We start from the raw sequence: 15,717 nt of genomic DNA, 5'->3' as shown, positions 1-15,717 counted from the left end.
TTTTTACGACCCTATATGCCTCATTTAAGCCCTATGCGCGATGCTCGCGCGCCAAGTACTCATGTGACTGCATTTCCAATAAACGGCTCTTGGTACGCTCTATCTCAAACGATAAACGCCCCTCAGTATAAAGATCATGGATCGACACTTGCGCCGAGATGATCAACTTCACACCGCTGTCATAAAACTCATCCACCAGATTTATAAACCGACGCGCAGCATCATCGTTATGACGCCCTAACTGTGGCAGATTACTCAGCAAGACCTCGTGATAGACCTTAGCAAGCTCGATGTAATCATTCTGCGAGCGCGGCCCTTCACACAGATCCTTAAAATCAAACCAGACAACATCTTCACAGACTCGACGCGCACGAATATGGCGGCCGTTCACCTCCACCAGTTGGTCATCTTGTGCTTCTTCAATATCCGGCGCCAAGCTTTCAAAGCTCTTGTTCAGACTGATATCCGCCTGATCATCCAATGGATAATGGTAAAGCTCCGCCTGCTCCAAGACACGCAGACGATAGTCGACACCACCGTCGACATTAACGACTTCGGTATATTTGTTCAGCAGCGCGATAGCAGGTAAAAAACGCGCACGCTGCAAGCCGTCTTTATACAAACCGTCCGGCACTATATTTGAGGTCGCCACCAAGCTGACCCCATTAGCAAACAACTGCTCCAACAAACCACCCAGAATCATGGCATCGGTAATATCCGATACAAAAAACTCATCAAAACAGATAATGCGCGCTTCTTGAGCATATTTTTTGCCGATCTCAACCAGGGGGTTTTTGGTGCCCTCTAGCTGCTTTAGTTCACCGTGAACACGCTGCATAAAGCGATGAAAGTGCGTGCGCATCTTACGTTCAAAAGGCAAGCTATCGTAGAAGGTATCCATGAGATAGGTTTTACCGCGCCCGACACCTCCCCAGAAATACAACCCACGCAACGGCTCCTGCGTTTCTTTGCGGATTTTTCCGGTCAAGCGGCGAATCAGACTCGGGACAGGCGAGTTATCGGTTGCAATCAGCTCGTCGTAAAGACGCTGCAGATGCTTGACTGCCATTTCCTGTGTCGGATCGTAGGAGAAGTCCTCACGCTCCAAGTCTTTTTTGTAACGCTCTAAGGGTGTCATAGAATCCTGTTACCTTTTGCCTGCTAGCCATACAGCGCCGCACTTTACTGCGTGACCGTTGAGCTTGCAATTATTCATTTGTGGCATCACCCCAATCCCGCCAAGCGCACGACCAAAGGCACCAAGAAAGAGCTAAACACACCAGTTAAACCCATCGCCAGGCCCGCAAATGCGCCCGCCAGCATACTCATCTGCAACGCATAAGCCGTACCAAAACCATGAGCAGCCAAACCTAAAGCAAACCCCTTCACGCTATCATCTTGAATTTTTAGGATCCGAAAAACACTTGGCGCCAACAAACAGCCAATCACCCCTGTAATCAGCACCAAACCCGCCGCCAAGGATGGATAGCCACCGATTTGCTCAGCGATGCCTATCGCAATCGGCGAGGTCACAGACTTGGGTGCCAAAGACAATAACATCGGGGTCGAGCTACCCAACAACCAAGCAATCCCCACCGCCGATATCACCGCAGTCACACTACCCACCAGGCAGGAGACCAGAATCGGCAACAGCATACGCCGAATACGCGCAAAGTGATCATAAAGTGGAATGGCGAGTGCCACGGTAGCCGGCCCAAGCAGAAAGTGAATGAACTGCGCCCCTTCGAAATAGGTATCATAATCCGTCTCGGTGAGGAGCAAGAGCAGAATAATCAAGGTCAGAGAGATCATGACCGGATGCGCCAGCGAGTGACCTCGCGCTTTTTTGTTCAACCATAAAGCGAGTTGAAACACAGTGAGTGTCACTAGAATCCAAAAAAGTGGCCGAGCCGCAAAGTAAACCCAGAAATTATTGATCTCCATGCATCACCTCAGCTCCATCTTGCTTTTTCTGCAATCTTTGCATCAACCATGCAGTGATCACCAAAGTGACCAAAGTACTCACCACTAGCGATATAGCCAGAATCCACCACTCCTGCGCCAAACGCTCCAGATGTACCAACAAGCCCACCCCTGCCGGGATAAACAACAAAGAAAGATGACGAATCAAACCCTCGGCGGGTAGACGTAAACTTTCCGGCACCTCACCGTGAATCATCAATCCAATCAAAAGAATCAACATCCCCGCGACCGGCCCCGGTACCGGCAAACCACTGACTACAACCAGTATTTCACCGAGCAGCTGACATAACATCAGCAGGATAAAACCAACTAACACAGATCACCTCAACTCAAAGCAGATAGGATTTAAACGCTTGGTCTGACCTTTTCACCGCGCAACTTCGGTGTGCATCTTACCCGAAAGCTTTTCTAAGGTGAGCCTTTTCTATCGATTGATTGCTCTCAATAAAGCTCAGACCACAGTATTAAAGGTCTAAAAGCAAAAAGGCTCCGTGTTAAGGGAGCCTTTACAAAGAAGAGAGATTCAACCTTACAACAAGAGTCGGCGTATATCACTCAACAGTGCGTTCAACTCGGTCAGGAAGCGTCCGGCATCCCCTCCGTTGATCGCACGATGGTCATAAGACAAGCACAAAGGCAGCATCAAACGCGGTTCGAATGTCTGGCCATTCCAGCGTGGCTGAATATCCGCTTTCGACACACCCAGAATCGCCACCTCAGGAGCATTCACAATCGGTGTAAATCCCTTACCTCCAATTCCACCTAAGCTGGAGATGGTGAAGCAAGCGCCCTGCATTTCGTTGGGTTTGAGCTTACGATCCTTCGCCTTAGCCGCCAACTCAGCCGCTTCAATCGATAGTGCATAGACGCTCTTTTTATCCGCATCTTTGATCACAGGCACCATCAATCCATTCGGAGTATCCACAGCCAAACCGATGTTGACATATTTTTTATAAACAATATGTTCACCATCGGCATCCAAGGATGCATTAAACTTCTGGTGACGCGTCAACGCCAAAGCAGCGGCCTTGATTAAGAAAGGCAGAGGCGTCAGCTTGACTCCAGACTTCAAGGCTTCGTCCTTAACCTCTTTGCGGAACGCTTCCAGCTCCGTAATATCCGCATCATCAAATTGTGTGACATGTGGAATATTCAGCCAACAACGCGCCATATTATCACGCGTTAACTTATCAATTTTGCTCAGTTTGACCTTTTCAATCTCACCAAACTGACTGAAATCCACTGCAGGGATAGCCGGAATACCCGAACCCACCGCAACAGCCGCTTTAGGCGTTTCGGCCAACTGTTTCAGAGCCGATTTAACGTAGAGCTGAACATCTTCTTTCAGTACACGGTTTTTGGGTCCTGAGCCCTTAACCAGCGCTAGATCCACACCAAACTCACGCGCCAACGCACGTACTGCAGGACCGGCATGTACCTGACGATTACTCTTTTCTAAAGAGGCTAGATTAGCCGGCGCAGGCGCGGCGGCAGGTACTTGCGCTACAGCAGCGGGTGCAGCCGCCACAGGGGTCGTTGAAGGCGCGACAACCGGTGCATCTACCGGCGCAGCCGCGGCCAACACCTGCGTTTGCACCTCCAACAGCAGGTCGTTTTCACTGACCTGATCACCCACTTTGATATGCAAAGCGGTAATCACACCAGAGACTGGAGCTGGCACCTCCATGGAGGCCTTATCGGTTTCCAAGGTGATCAGACTATCGCCCTCTTGAATGGAGTCACCGACTTTGACCATTACTTCGATGACATCCACATCGGATGCACCACTCAGGTCAGGAATCAGGACCTTTTCCAGAGCCGCTTGTGTCGCAGGTGCGAAGGCTGCAGGCACCGCACCGACAGGCGCCACTACGGATTCACTCGCCCCCTGCTCACGCGCTGGCATCGTTGTCGCAACCGGGCTACCGGCTACCGACACCTCAAGCAGTAGATCATTTTCATTCACCTGATCGCCGACCTTGATATGCAAGGCCGTGATCACTCCAGAAACCGGCGCGGGCACTTCCATAGAGGCTTTATCGGTTTCCAGCGTAATCAGGCTATCGCCTTCCTCAATCTGATCCCCCACCTTTACCAAGACTTCAATGACATCCACATCGGTGGCACCGCTCAGATCGGGAATCAACACTTTTTCTTGCTGCGATGCGACCACTGTAGGTGCAGATGCCGCTTCCACAGGTGCATTCACTGGCACAGCAGCAGACACTTCTGCGACTACAGCTGCCGCACCCTCTGCAACATCCAGCTCTAAAAGCTGATCACCCTCATTGACCTGATCACCCTCTTTAACATACATCGCAGTGATCACACCCCCCGTGGTAGCAGGCACTTCCATCGAAGCCTTGTCGGTTTCTAGGGTAATCAAACTATCGCCTTCACTGATGCGATCACCCACCTTGACCAGCACTTCAATCACATCCACATCGGATGCACCACTCAAATCCGGAATCGTTATTGTTTGTTTGCTCACAATCTTATCCTCTCGCGTTGGCTACAGACATTCACCGATTACACCGTCCAGGGGGCGGGCTTATCCGGATTGATATTGAATTTCTGCATGGCCTTAGCGACCACGGAGGCCTGAATTTTGCCTTCCTCTTGCAGCGCCTTGAGGGCAGCAAGAACAACGTAATAACGGTTCACTTCAAAGAATTCACGCAGTTTGGCGCGACTGTCTGAACGACCAAATCCATCGGTACCCAGCACCTTGTAGCGACGCGGGATATACTCACGCAACTGATCCGCATAAAGACGCATATAATCCGTAGACGCAATGACTGGACCTTCATGTCCCTGCAGACAGGTTTCTAGGTAAGAAGCTCGCGGCTCATCCTCAGGGTGCAGCATATTCCAGCGATAGACAGCCTGGGCATCCCGACGCAATTCGTTGATCGAGGTCGTACTCCAGACATCCGACTCAATGCCATACTCATCACGCAGAATCAGCGCCGCTTCACGCACTTCACGCAGAATCGAACCACAACCCAAAAGCTGTACTTTTAGTTCTGCATCCTTACCTTCATCCAACAAGTACATACCTTTGATGATGCCTTCTTCGGCACCTGCAGGCATATCAGGATGCTGATAGTTTTCATTCAGCGTTGTGATGTAATAGAAGCGATTTTCCTGCTCCTGATACATACAACGCAAACCGTCCTGAATAATCACCGTCAATTCATAGCCGTAGGTCGGATCATAGCTGACACAGTTCGGGATCATCTGCGCCATCAGGTGACTATGGCCATCCTGATGCTGCAAGCCCTCTCCATTTAGCGTCGTACGACCTGAGGTCGCACCTATCAAGAATCCACGTGCCTGCGAATCCCCTGCTGCCCAGGTCAAATCCATCACACGCTGGAAACCAAACATGGAATAGAAAATATAGAAAGGGATCACCGGGCAATTATTGTTGCTATAAGAGGTCGCACAGGCCAGCCAAGCACTGAAGGCACCGGACTCATTGATTCCTTCTTCCAGTATCTGGCCTGTCTTGGACTCTTTGTAAAACATGATCTGATCACGATCATGCGGCGTGTAGCGCTGCCCTTGAGAGGTATAAATACCCAGTTGGCGGAACATCCCTTCCATACCAAAGGTACGCGCCTCATCCGGTACAATCGGCACTACACGCTCACCGATATTTTTATCCTTAACCAGAGTACTCATCACACGATTCAGCGCCATCTGGGTGGAGATTTCACGCTCCCCAGTGCCTTTAAGCTGCGCGCTAAATACTTCCAGCTCAGGTGTTTCAAGCTTCTGGAACTCGGTGCGGCGTACAGGATAGAAACCACCCAACTGCTTACGTCGTTCAAACATATACTTCATCTCAGGCGAATCCGGAGATGGGCGGTAATAAGGCACCGTTTCCAACTGATCATCCGTCAGCGGGATATTAAAGTGATCACGGAAGGTTTTAAGATCCTCGAGTGCAACCTTTTTCATCGAGTGGGTATCATTTTTCGCCTCACCCGATTTGCCCGTGCCATAGCCCTTCACGGTCTGCGCCAGAATCACAGTTGGCTGCCCTTTATGCGTCATAGCTGCCTGATAAGCCGCATACACCTTATAAGGGTCGTGACCACCGCGATTCAGATTCATGATGTCCTGATCGGACATATCCTTAACCATTTCCAAGAGTTCAGGATATTTGCCAAAGAAATGCTCACGCGTGTAAGCCCCGCCATTGGCTTTATAGTTCTGCAATTCACCATCACAGACCTCATCCATACGCTTCTGCAAAAGGCCTTTATCATCCTTGTCAAACAACGGATCCCAATGACGACCCCAAAGACATTTGATGACGTTCCAGCCAGCACCCCGGAAAATCCCCTCCAGCTCTTGCACGATCTTACCGTTACCACGCACCGGTCCATCCAAACGCTGCAGGTTACAGTTCACCACAAAAACGAGGTTTTCCAGGTGCTCACGACCTGCTAGGGAAATCGCGCCCAGAGATTCAGGCTCATCGCACTCACCATCTCCCAGGAAAGCCCAAACTTTACGATCACCACGGTTAATCAAACTACGTGCTGACAAGTACCGCATGATATGCGCTTGGTAGATTGCCTGAATGGGGCCTAAGCCCATCGAAACTGTCGGGAACTGCCAGAAATCAGGCATTAACCAAGGATGCGGGTAAGAAGAGAGACCATTACCATCCACTTCGCGGCGGAAGTTATCCAACTGCTCTTCGGTTAGACGGCCTTCTAGGTAAGCACGCGCATAGATACCGGGGGAAATATGTCCCTGGAAGAACACCATATCGGCATCCTGCTCGCCTTCAGGGCCACGGAAGAAATAATTAAAACCGATATCATACAGGGTTGCGGAAGAGGAGAAGCTCGAGATGTGGCCACCGAGCGCATCGCTGTTACTGTTAGCACGCATCACCATGGCCATGGCGTTCCAGCGAATGAAGGAGCGGATACGACGCTCCATAAACAAATCACCGGGCATGCGCACTTCATCACGCGGAGATATAGTATTGCGATAGGGTGTTGTCAGAGCACCTGCGGCCCCTAAGCCGATCTCAGAAGCCTTGTTGCCGAGCTTACGTAAAATATAACGCGCACGCTCATCACCTTCACTTTTCGCCACCGACTCCAGTGCGTCTAACCACTCCTGGGTTTCAATCGGATCTACGTCTTCAATCATCTCGTGCACTTTGATCTCTCCAAACACTGTTGACCTGCTTTCAGGAAAGCCTAGACGCCAGCAGGTAATTTTCCATGCTGCATTGCACAGCACCCTTCTTATTCGTGTAGTAATACTACGCAAATGAAGTAAAAGTGTCTAGAGATGTCGCAATTCACTAAATAAACCGAAAGGATGAACGGATATTTTGTAGTTTTAGTACAAAAACTAGCTCGAAGTCAGGTGCGAGCGCCGCAAAGAACGCTCTAAGCGTGTATTTTCGCGCCCCTGCTCCAACAGCGCCTCCTCCACAAAGGCAAGATGGTCATGTACCGCCTGACGTGCGCGCTCAGGCTCACCTTTTTCAATCGCATCCAGCAACAACCCATGCTGATCATGAATATTGCTGCGCCAGTTTTCCTTGGGATAGATATTTTTCAGGTTGTCGCCGATATGGTGCTTCAGCAAGGTGAAGAGCGCGCGCATCATATGCAACAGAATCATATTGTGGGTGGACGCCGCGATCGCAAGATGAAACTCAACATCCGCTTCCACTTCTTTATCAAATGCCTTCTGCTCATGGTAACGCTGTAAATCTTCGTAACGTGCACGTATCTCCTGCTTATCCGCCGCCGTACTCCTGAGGGCTGCATAATACGCCGCAACCCCTTCTAAAGCATGGCGAAACTCAAGCAGATCATATTGCGCTTCAGGATGATGCTTAAACAGATCCAGCAAGGGATCCGACAAACTCCCCCCCAGCTTTTCTTCGACATAGGTCCCACCGCCTTGGCGACTGACCAGCAAACCTTTCGCCACCAGCTTTTGCACCGCTTCTCGTAAAGAGGGACGTGAAACCGCGAACCTGGTGGCCAACTCCCGCTCAGGCGGCAGACGCTGCCCCGGCTTAAGCGTACCCTCTAAGATCATCGCTTCCATTTGCTGCATGATGACATCAGAGATTTTAGGCTGTTTGACACGCTGATAGGTCATAGACGAATTCCATTACACTAAGCTGAAACACAATTGGTAAAACCAATTATAAAATATTTTTTATTCAGATACTTCAAGTAGAAGCTAGGAAAAAACAAGGCAGGATTGACAAAATTCTTTCTCGATTTTAGAGTGACCGGATACTTTGGAAAATTGGTAAGACCAATTAACCCTAATCACAGGTTTTCACTATGCACGCTCAGTATGCTGAATTTCACGAACAACTCCGCCGCCATATTCCCGAAGACAGATTAATCAGTGATCCGCTGAGAACCCTTGCTTACGGAACCGATGCGAGCTTTTACCGCTTGATTCCACAACTGGTGGTACGAGTCGAGTCCGAAACTGAGGTACAACATACTATACGCTTGGCCGCCCGGATGCACCTGCCCATCACCTTTCGAGCAGCCGGTACCAGTCTTTCAGGACAAGCCATCACCGACTCAATTCTGATACAACTGGGTGATGGGTGGAATGGCCACCACATCAGCGCCGATGCCAAGCAGATCAGCTTGCAGCCTGGAGTCATCGGTGCACAAGCTAACCGCTGGCTGGCTCCTCACGGTCGTAAAATTGGACCGGACCCCGCTTCCATTAATGCCGCAAAGATTGGCGGAATTGCGGCCAACAATGCCAGTGGCATGTGCTGCGGAACCGCTCAGAACTCCTATCAAACTCTAGTCTCCATGCGCATGATTCTCGCAGACGGTACGCTGCTTGACACAGGTGATGCGGCCAGCGTCGCCATTTTCCGCAACACCCATGCCCACCTACTGGAGGGGATTCGCCAACTCAGCCAAGCGGCCTTGAGCAATTCTGAGCTGAAACAACGTATCGAACATAAGTATCGACTGAAAAATACCACGGGCTATGCCCTTAACTCTCTGATCGATTTCGCCGACCCAATCGATATTTTGCAACATCTGATGATAGGCTCAGAAGGGACTCTAGGCTTCATTTCCAACATCACTTACCGCACCGTGGTCGAACATGCTCATAAAGCCAGTGCACTGGTGTTTTTCAACAGCGTAGGTGAGGCCTGTCGTGCAGTTGCGCAGCTAAAAACTCAGCCCGTAGCCGCTGTAGAGTTAATGGATCGTGCCGGCATCCGTTCCGTAGAAGACAAACCTGGCATGCCCGACACCGCTCGCCAACTCCCCGATACGGCAGCCGCATTGCTGATCGAGACGCGTGCCGAAAAATGTTCGGATTTACACCAACAAATCGAAAGTATCATCCACTGTCTGCAGCCTTTAGAAACCGCTTATCCTGTTGAGTTCAGTGAGGATGCGCTAGTCTGCGCACAACTCTGGGCCATACGTAAAGGACTCTTTCCGGCAGTCGGAGCCGTGCGTGAGACAGGCACCACGGTCATTATCGAAGACGTTGCGTTTCCCGTCGAGCGCTTAGCCGATGCCGTCACCGATCTTCATCAACTTTTTCAACGCTGGCAATATCCTGAAGCTTTGATTTTTGGTCATGCTTTAGAGGGTAACCTACACTTTGTCTTTACTCAGGCTTTTGATACAGCGGAAGCCCTGTCGCGCTATGAAGGTTTGATGGAAGATGTCGCACAGCTGGTAGTGCATAAATACGATGGCTCTCTCAAAGCAGAACATGGAACTGGGCGTAATATGGCACCCTATGTCGAGCTAGAGTGGGGCAAAGATGCCTATCAACTTATGTGGTCCATCAAGCGACTGTTTGATCCGGAAAATCTTTTAAATCCAGGCGTGATTCTCAATGAGGATAAGCGCGTGCACCTAGCCAATCTGAAGCCGATGCCAGCCGCCAGCCAACGCATCGATACCTGTATTGAGTGCGGCTTTTGTGAGCCTCAATGCCCTTCACGTGCCTTAACCCTAACCCCCCGGCAACGTATTGCGGTGTGGCGTGAAATTCAGCGCCTAGAAAACAGCCAAGACCATCCCGAGCGACTGCAACAACTTAAACAGGACTACACCTACCAGGGCGAAGAAACCTGCGCAGCCTGCGGCCTTTGTTCCTTAAGTTGCCCGGTTGGCATTAATACCGGTGATTTAACGCGCGACCTGCGCCAAACCTATCACGCTTCCAGCCCTAAAATCGCTCACTGGACTGCCCAGCATTTTGCTCAAACCACACAAATCGCACGCACACTCTTATCCTTGAGTGACAAGACACGCAATCTGCTCGGTGAAACGCGTATGCAGCTCGTCACACAGGGCGCGCGCAAAATCAGTGGTGATCGCTTACCACTTTGGCTACCTAATCTGCCGAAGGGAGCAGATAAGATTCAAACGGGGGTGAAACCTAATCCTGGCAAACCTCAGGTGATCTATCTACCCAGTTGCAGTAGCCGTACTTTTGGGGCAGACCCCCACTCACCTTTCCAAGAGTCTTTAGCCCAAGTCACCGAGCGCTTACTCCTCAAGGCAGGCTTTGAAGTGTTGCTGCCAGATACGCTAAATGAACTCTGTTGCGGCATGCCTTATCGTTCAAAAGGTCTACCTGAGCTGGCTCAAGTGAAACAAGATGAGCTGATCTCTACCCTAAAGCAACTGAGCCAAAATGGCAGTATTCCAATCTACTCGGACACTAGCCCTTGTAGCTTAGAATTAAAATCTGCAGTCGGCGCAGACACACAGTCTCTGCGTATCTATGATAGCCTGGAGTTCTTAACTGAACATGTCGTGCCCAATCTACAGATTCGTCAGGCCGAGATGACGTTGGCGGTGCATGTCACCTGTAGCACAACACGCATGGGCTTGGGTCAGCACTTAATTGAATTAGCCCAACGCTGCGCCAAACAGATTGTGCTTCCCGAAGAGATTACCTGTTGCGGCTTTGCGGGCGACAAAGGTTTTAATCAACCGGAGCTCAATGCTTCCTCGTTGCGGAATCTAGCCTCTGCAGTGCAGACCTGTGATCTCGGTGTATCCACCAGCCGCACCTGCGAAATGGGTTTAAGCTTACATAGCGGTGTTTCTTACCAATCCATCGTTTATCTACTCGATCAACAAGCCGACCCGCTTTAATCCACCCCACTCTTGCCGGTGTCCCGACACAACAGGACACTGGCTTTTCTCAGCTCTGGCGATATAGTTTCTTTTTGTCATTTGGAAGGACGTATGGAACTGGCTTCCTACAGCATATTAGAGCGTGTATTTCTGACGGTTTTTCCGTTAATAGCGATCGTAAGCCTCGGTTTCTTTTACGCACGCCGTCGCCTAACCGATATGAGCACAGCCAATAAGATTAATATTGATGTGTTTACTCCGGCACTCATCTTTTCAGTCATGTCATCTGAATCTTTTGATCTGCCGAATTATTACACCCTCGCCGTCGCCGCGGCCGCTATCGTCATTCTTTCAGGCCTCGTGCTTTGGCCAGCTTGTCGAATCTTAAAAGTAGAAGCGAAAACCTTCTTACCCCCTATGATGTTTTCCAATAGTGGAAATCTAGGGATTCCTTTAATTGTCTTAGCCTTTGGTGAAGCGGCTTTGCCCGCCGCCGTGGTGTTATTTCTTGTCGAAAATCTGCTGCATTTCACGCTGGGAATGTACATCCTGGATCCCAAAACACGCCTGATCAATTTACTGCGCATGCCCATTATTCTGGCCACGCTTGCCGGTTTACTCTGGAGTTATTCAGGATGGGTGCTGCCCGCAGCACTGCGTACACTGATGGATATGCTCGGCCAAGTTGCGATTCCATTGATGCTCTTCGCCTTGGGTGTACGCATGACCGGCATAGACTTTACGCACTGGAAAATCGGAGCTTGGGGCGCTCTATTAGCTCCTCTCACAGGGCTTTTAATCGCCTTCCCGCTGGCCGCATTACTGGATTTGAATTCTGAGCAATTTGCTTATTTATTGGTTTTTGCGGCGCTGCCACCCGCTGTTCTCAACTACATGATTGCCGAGCGCTACCAACAACAGCCACACCTTGTAGCCTCAATCGTACTCCTAGGCAATATCGCCAGCCTTGTTATCATTCCATTACTTCTCTTTTTTATTTTATGAATCATCACTTTTAACGGCCAAATAGCGAAATCTCAGCCTAGGAAGCCACACCACCCAGGCTGAGTGAACCTTAAGAATTACTGACTCGACTCGGCATCATCAATTACGATAAAGGCACGATTTTGTTCCAAAGTTGCCGGACCAATACCCCGCACTTGAGTCAGCTCATCCACACTGACGAACTCACCCTTTTCTTCACGATACTCAACAATCGCCTGAGCTTTTGCAGGCCCAACACCCTTGAGCGTCATCGCAATCTGTTCAGCACTGGCGGTATTGATGTTGACAGGATCAGCAGCCCAAGTCAGGGCACTAAAGAGAGACACAGCTGCAACCAGGGCAGCAGTTAAGAGACGTTTGCTCATAATCAACCTCCATGTTAGATAAGCGTCAGCACTCCGACCGACGCTTTCAATCTAACTGGAAAGTATAGGACTGTCTAGATTTTAAACAGAACAAATGAGACTTTTTTGCCTCAGGCCAAGGAGACTAGCTGCGCATGAATTTGCGCACACACTGCAGCAGGATTAGAGGCTTGCGTAATAGGACGGCCAATCACCAAGTAATCACTACCCTGTGATACCGCCGCTTCGGGTGTCATAATCCGTCGCTGATCGCCCTGTTCGGCACTGGCTGGACGAATTCCCGGAGTCACCAAGCAGAAATTCGCACCCTCTTGAGCACGCAACATCGCGGCCTCTTGCGCTGAACAGACTACTCCATGCAAACCTGATTGTGCGGTTAAGCGCGCCAATCGCTTAACCTGCTCCAAAGGCGGCAGATCCAACCCGATTTCAGCCAGATCTTCTTGCTCCATACTGGTCAGCACCGTTACCGCAATCAGCTTAGTTGAGCTGCCGGTTTTTAACAGCTGTTCAGCTGCAACTTCCATCATACGACGGCCACCACTAGCATGTACGTTCACCATCCAAACCCCCAGCTCGGCAGCCGCTCTGACCGCCATCGCCGTCGTGTTTGGAATGTCGTGAAATTTCAGATCCAGAAAGACGTCAAAGCCAAGATTTTGTAGCTTTTCCACAACCCCAGGACCTGAGCGGGTGAAGAGCTCCTTACCGACTTTTACACGACACTCCTGTGGATTTAATTGTTGCGCCAAAGCAAGAGCGGAGGTGGCATCAGGATAATCTAATGCCACGATAATACGGTTGGTTTCGATCATGCAGAACTCTTAATTAATGCCCATCTAAACGTGCTTGATTCGCGGACAGGCTGTCCAACTGCTCACGTGCGGCGTTCATTTTCTTTTTAAGATAATAGAGGCGGGTTTTCAGCGTCATAATGATGACAGAACTTAACACCACGCCCAACAAACCACCCAATGCAAACGCACCTAATAACCACATGGACAAGCTGGCTTCTGGCAGGGTGATAAAGATCAAATCAATACTCACAGCCGCAGTATTGTGTATCGCAAACAAAATACCTGCGAGCAACACCACTAAGGACAAGGCCAAGACGATAAGTCGTTTTACTAAACGCACTGTTTGCTCCTTTCGTCAGTTATGAGTTTTTAAACTCTCGTTCACCTGATCACGCATCTCTTTGCCTGGCTTGAAATGGGGAACATACTTGGCTTCGAGAGAGACAGACTCTCCAGTTTTAGGATTACGCCCAATTCGAGGCGCACGATAATGTAGGGAGAAACTACCAAAGCCTCGGATCTCAATCCGATCTCCACAGGCCAAGGCTTCGGTCATATGGTCAAGCATGGTTTTTACAGCCAGCTCAACATCCTTTACTGACAACTGAGGATGCTGATCGATCAGACGTTCGATGAGTTCTGATTTTGTCATCTGTACACCTCCGCTGAGTGCCTGCTCTCAAGTCAGAAAGCTTGGAGCAGGCTCATCTAGACCGTCGGTAGAAAAAAACTTACTTGTTTTTTTCCATCTGCGCTTTGATCAGATCACCAATCGTAGTCGGGCCACTGGTCTCAGGCGCAACAGCCTGTTCCTGTACGTTTTTCATAGCTTGCTTTTCTTCCTGTGCGCTTAATTGTTTGACCGACAGGTTCAAGCTACGGTTACGACGATCAGCACTCGCGATGACCGCCTCAACCTGAGTTCCCACAGGATAGAGCGCAGACAGGCTGTCTACACGCTCACGCGCGGCTTCAGACACCTTCAACACACCCTCAACCCCTTCAGCCAAAGCGATGATGGCTTGTTTATCATCCACGGATATCACCTCACCCTTGACTTGAGCGCCCTTTGGATGGGCATCCAAGAACTCAGCAAAAGGATCGGAGTTGATCTGCTTGATCCCCAAAGCGATTCGCTCACGCTCAGAGTCCACAGATAAAACCACCGCTTCCAGCTCTTGGCCTTTGCTGTACTGCTTCACGGCCTCTTCACCGGGCAAATCCCAAGACAGATCAGACAGGTGCACTAAACCGTCGATGCCACCTTCAAGCCCGATAAAGATCCCAAAGTCGGTAATCGATTTAATCTGGCCCGCAATACGATCACCTTTGTTAAAGCGTGATGCAAACGCATTCCATGGGTTTTCAGTGCATTGCTTCATGCCCAACGAGATACGACGACGCTGCTGATCTACATCCAGAATCATCACGTCCACTTCATCGCCTACTTGGACAACTTTGGATGGATGAATATTTCGGTTGGTCCAGTCCATTTCAGAGACGTGCACCAAACCTTCAACACCCTCTCCAATTTCCGCAAAGCAGCCGTAATCTGTGAGGTTAGTAACGCGTGCACGCACCTTGTCACCGACTTGTGTATTGCGAATCAACTGATCCCATGGATCTTCCTGCAACTGTTTCAAGCCGAGAGAGACACGGTTACGCTCTTTATCAAACTTGAGCACTTTGACATCCAGTTCTTGACCGATGCTCAGCAGCTCACTCGGGTGCTTAACACGCTTCCACGCCATATCCGTGATATGCAACAGACCGTCCACGCCTCCCAACTCAATGAAAGCACCATAGTCGGTGAGGTTTTTGACCACCCCTTTGACGACTAGACCTTCTTCCATTTTTTCTAGGAGTTTCTCACGCTCTTCACTGTAAGCCTCTTCTAACACAGCGCGACGTGAAACCACGATGTTGTTACTTTTCGCATCCAGCTTAACCAGCTTAAACTCTAGCTCTTGGCCTTCGAGGTGTGAGGTATCACGCAGAGGGCGAACATCCACTAAGGATCCAGGCAGAAACGCACTAATTCCGTTTACATCAACGGTTAAGCCGCCACGGACACGACCGGAGATATAACCTTTAACGGTTTCTTGATCGTTAAAGGCTTTCTCCAGAACCTGCCAAGCTTCCGCACGCTTCGCTTTTTCACGAGAAAGCTGAGTAGAGCCGAAGCCATCTTCTAAAGACTCTAAAGCGACTTTAACTTTATCACCGACGGCGACTGTTAATTGGCCACTTTCATCTTTGAATTGCTCCAGAGGAATGACACCTTCGGATTTTAAACCGGCATTCACGATGACAAAGTCATTTTCGATAGCAATGACCGTACCCGTTACAATTGAACCGGGTGCCATCTCCAGTTCTTGAAGACTTTCTTCAAATAGTTGGGCAAAACTTTCACTCATT

The 15,717-nt window shown here is 49.9% G+C and carries 13 protein-coding genes; 2 read left to right on the top strand and 11 right to left on the bottom strand.

Annotation, left to right across the window (positions count from 1 at the left end):
• Positions 1-31 precede the first annotated feature (31 nt).
• From zapE to pdhR, 6 genes are all read right to left on the bottom strand, one after another.
• On the bottom strand, positions 32-1,138 hold the full coding sequence (zapE, locus tag E1H14_RS11195; RefSeq protein WP_149391564.1) for a cell division protein ZapE: 1,107 nt from the start codon (positions 1,136-1,138) through the stop codon (positions 32-34).
• Between the two features lie 86 nt (positions 1,139-1,224).
• Positions 1,225-1,944: an LrgB family protein gene (locus E1H14_RS11190; protein WP_149391563.1), complete on the bottom strand. Its 720-nt coding sequence runs from the start codon at positions 1,942-1,944 to the stop codon at positions 1,225-1,227.
• Complete coding sequence (locus E1H14_RS11185) at positions 1,931-2,299, bottom strand: CidA/LrgA family protein (RefSeq protein WP_149391562.1); 369 nt, start codon at positions 2,297-2,299, stop codon at positions 1,931-1,933. The genes E1H14_RS11190 and E1H14_RS11185 overlap by 14 nt, the downstream gene beginning before the upstream one ends.
• A 213-nt stretch (positions 2,300-2,512) precedes the next feature.
• The gene (gene aceF, locus E1H14_RS11180; protein ID WP_149391561.1) at positions 2,513-4,474 is read right to left on the bottom strand and encodes a dihydrolipoyllysine-residue acetyltransferase; all 1,962 of its coding nucleotides are present in this window, start codon (positions 4,472-4,474) and stop codon (positions 2,513-2,515) included.
• A gap of 38 nt (positions 4,475-4,512) precedes the next feature.
• Complete coding sequence (aceE, locus tag E1H14_RS11175) at positions 4,513-7,161, bottom strand: pyruvate dehydrogenase (acetyl-transferring), homodimeric type (protein ID WP_149391651.1); 2,649 nt, start codon at positions 7,159-7,161, stop codon at positions 4,513-4,515.
• Between the two features lie 207 nt (positions 7,162-7,368).
• On the bottom strand, positions 7,369-8,133 hold the full coding sequence (gene pdhR / locus E1H14_RS11170) for a pyruvate dehydrogenase complex transcriptional repressor PdhR (RefSeq protein WP_149391560.1): 765 nt from the start codon (positions 8,131-8,133) through the stop codon (positions 7,369-7,371).
• Between the two features lie 191 nt (positions 8,134-8,324).
• Here pdhR and E1H14_RS11165 point away from each other — a divergent pair, with 191 nt between their 5' ends.
• Positions 8,325-11,150, top strand: coding sequence for an FAD-binding and (Fe-S)-binding domain-containing protein (locus tag E1H14_RS11165; RefSeq protein WP_149391559.1), 2,826 nt, complete (start codon positions 8,325-8,327; stop codon positions 11,148-11,150).
• Between the two features lie 93 nt (positions 11,151-11,243).
• Positions 11,244-12,137, top strand: a complete 894-nt coding sequence (locus E1H14_RS11160; protein ID WP_149391558.1) for an AEC family transporter — start codon at positions 11,244-11,246, stop codon at positions 12,135-12,137.
• Between the two features lie 77 nt (positions 12,138-12,214).
• On the opposite strand, the gene E1H14_RS11155 is transcribed toward E1H14_RS11160, so the two are convergent.
• The 5 genes from E1H14_RS11155 to rpsA form a co-directional block, all read right to left on the bottom strand.
• Entirely contained in the window at positions 12,215-12,502 is a 288-nt protein-coding gene (locus tag E1H14_RS11155) for a ComEA family DNA-binding protein (RefSeq protein ID WP_149391557.1), read from the bottom strand.
• Between the two features lie 110 nt (positions 12,503-12,612).
• The gene (gene pyrF / locus E1H14_RS11150; RefSeq protein ID WP_149391556.1) at positions 12,613-13,317 is read right to left on the bottom strand and encodes an orotidine-5'-phosphate decarboxylase; all 705 of its coding nucleotides are present in this window, start codon (positions 13,315-13,317) and stop codon (positions 12,613-12,615) included.
• A 13-nt stretch (positions 13,318-13,330) separates the two neighbouring features.
• Positions 13,331-13,639 (bottom strand): lipopolysaccharide assembly protein LapA domain-containing protein, encoded by a 309-nt coding sequence (locus E1H14_RS11145; RefSeq protein WP_200834094.1) that lies wholly within the window; start codon positions 13,637-13,639, stop codon positions 13,331-13,333.
• Positions 13,640-13,654: 15 nt separating this feature from the next.
• Positions 13,655-13,951 (bottom strand): integration host factor subunit beta, encoded by a 297-nt coding sequence (gene ihfB, locus E1H14_RS11140; RefSeq protein ID WP_149391555.1) that lies wholly within the window; start codon positions 13,949-13,951, stop codon positions 13,655-13,657.
• Positions 13,952-14,030: 79 nt separating this feature from the next.
• Positions 14,031-15,716 (bottom strand): 30S ribosomal protein S1, encoded by a 1,686-nt coding sequence (rpsA, locus tag E1H14_RS11135; RefSeq protein ID WP_149391554.1) that lies wholly within the window; start codon positions 15,714-15,716, stop codon positions 14,031-14,033.
• Between the last annotated feature and the right edge of the window lies 1 nt (position 15,717).

It is taken from the genome of Nitrincola tapanii, assembly GCF_008368715.1.
GTDB classification, from domain to species: Bacteria; Pseudomonadota; Gammaproteobacteria; order Pseudomonadales; family Balneatricaceae; genus Nitrincola; species Nitrincola tapanii.
Note: the sequence above shows the minus strand (reverse complement) of the source record. Positions and strands in the feature narration are given on the sequence as shown.

What these genes read in the sequence shown, in the direction of transcription:
- zapE (WP_149391564.1), bottom strand. Translation starts at nt 1,138, where the DNA reads ATGACACCCTTAGAGCGTTACAAAAAAGACTTGGAGCGTGAGGACTTC.
- E1H14_RS11190 (WP_149391563.1), bottom strand. Translation starts at nt 1,944, where the DNA reads ATGGAGATCAATAATTTCTGGGTTTACTTTGCGGCTCGGCCACTTTTT.
- aceE (WP_149391651.1), bottom strand. Translation starts at nt 7,161, where the DNA reads ATGATTGAAGACGTAGATCCGATTGAAACCCAGGAGTGGTTAGACGCA.
- pdhR (WP_149391560.1), bottom strand. Translation starts at nt 8,133, where the DNA reads ATGACCTATCAGCGTGTCAAACAGCCTAAAATCTCTGATGTCATCATG.
- E1H14_RS11165 (WP_149391559.1), top strand. Translation starts at nt 8,325, where the DNA reads ATGCACGCTCAGTATGCTGAATTTCACGAACAACTCCGCCGCCATATT.
- E1H14_RS11160 (WP_149391558.1), top strand. Translation starts at nt 11,244, where the DNA reads ATGGAACTGGCTTCCTACAGCATATTAGAGCGTGTATTTCTGACGGTT.
- E1H14_RS11155 (WP_149391557.1), bottom strand. Translation starts at nt 12,502, where the DNA reads ATGAGCAAACGTCTCTTAACTGCTGCCCTGGTTGCAGCTGTGTCTCTC.
- pyrF (WP_149391556.1), bottom strand. Translation starts at nt 13,317, where the DNA reads ATGATCGAAACCAACCGTATTATCGTGGCATTAGATTATCCTGATGCC.
- ihfB (WP_149391555.1), bottom strand. Translation starts at nt 13,951, where the DNA reads ATGACAAAATCAGAACTCATCGAACGTCTGATCGATCAGCATCCTCAG.
- rpsA (WP_149391554.1), bottom strand. Translation starts at nt 15,716, where the DNA reads ATGAGTGAAAGTTTTGCCCAACTATTTGAAGAAAGTCTTCAAGAACTG.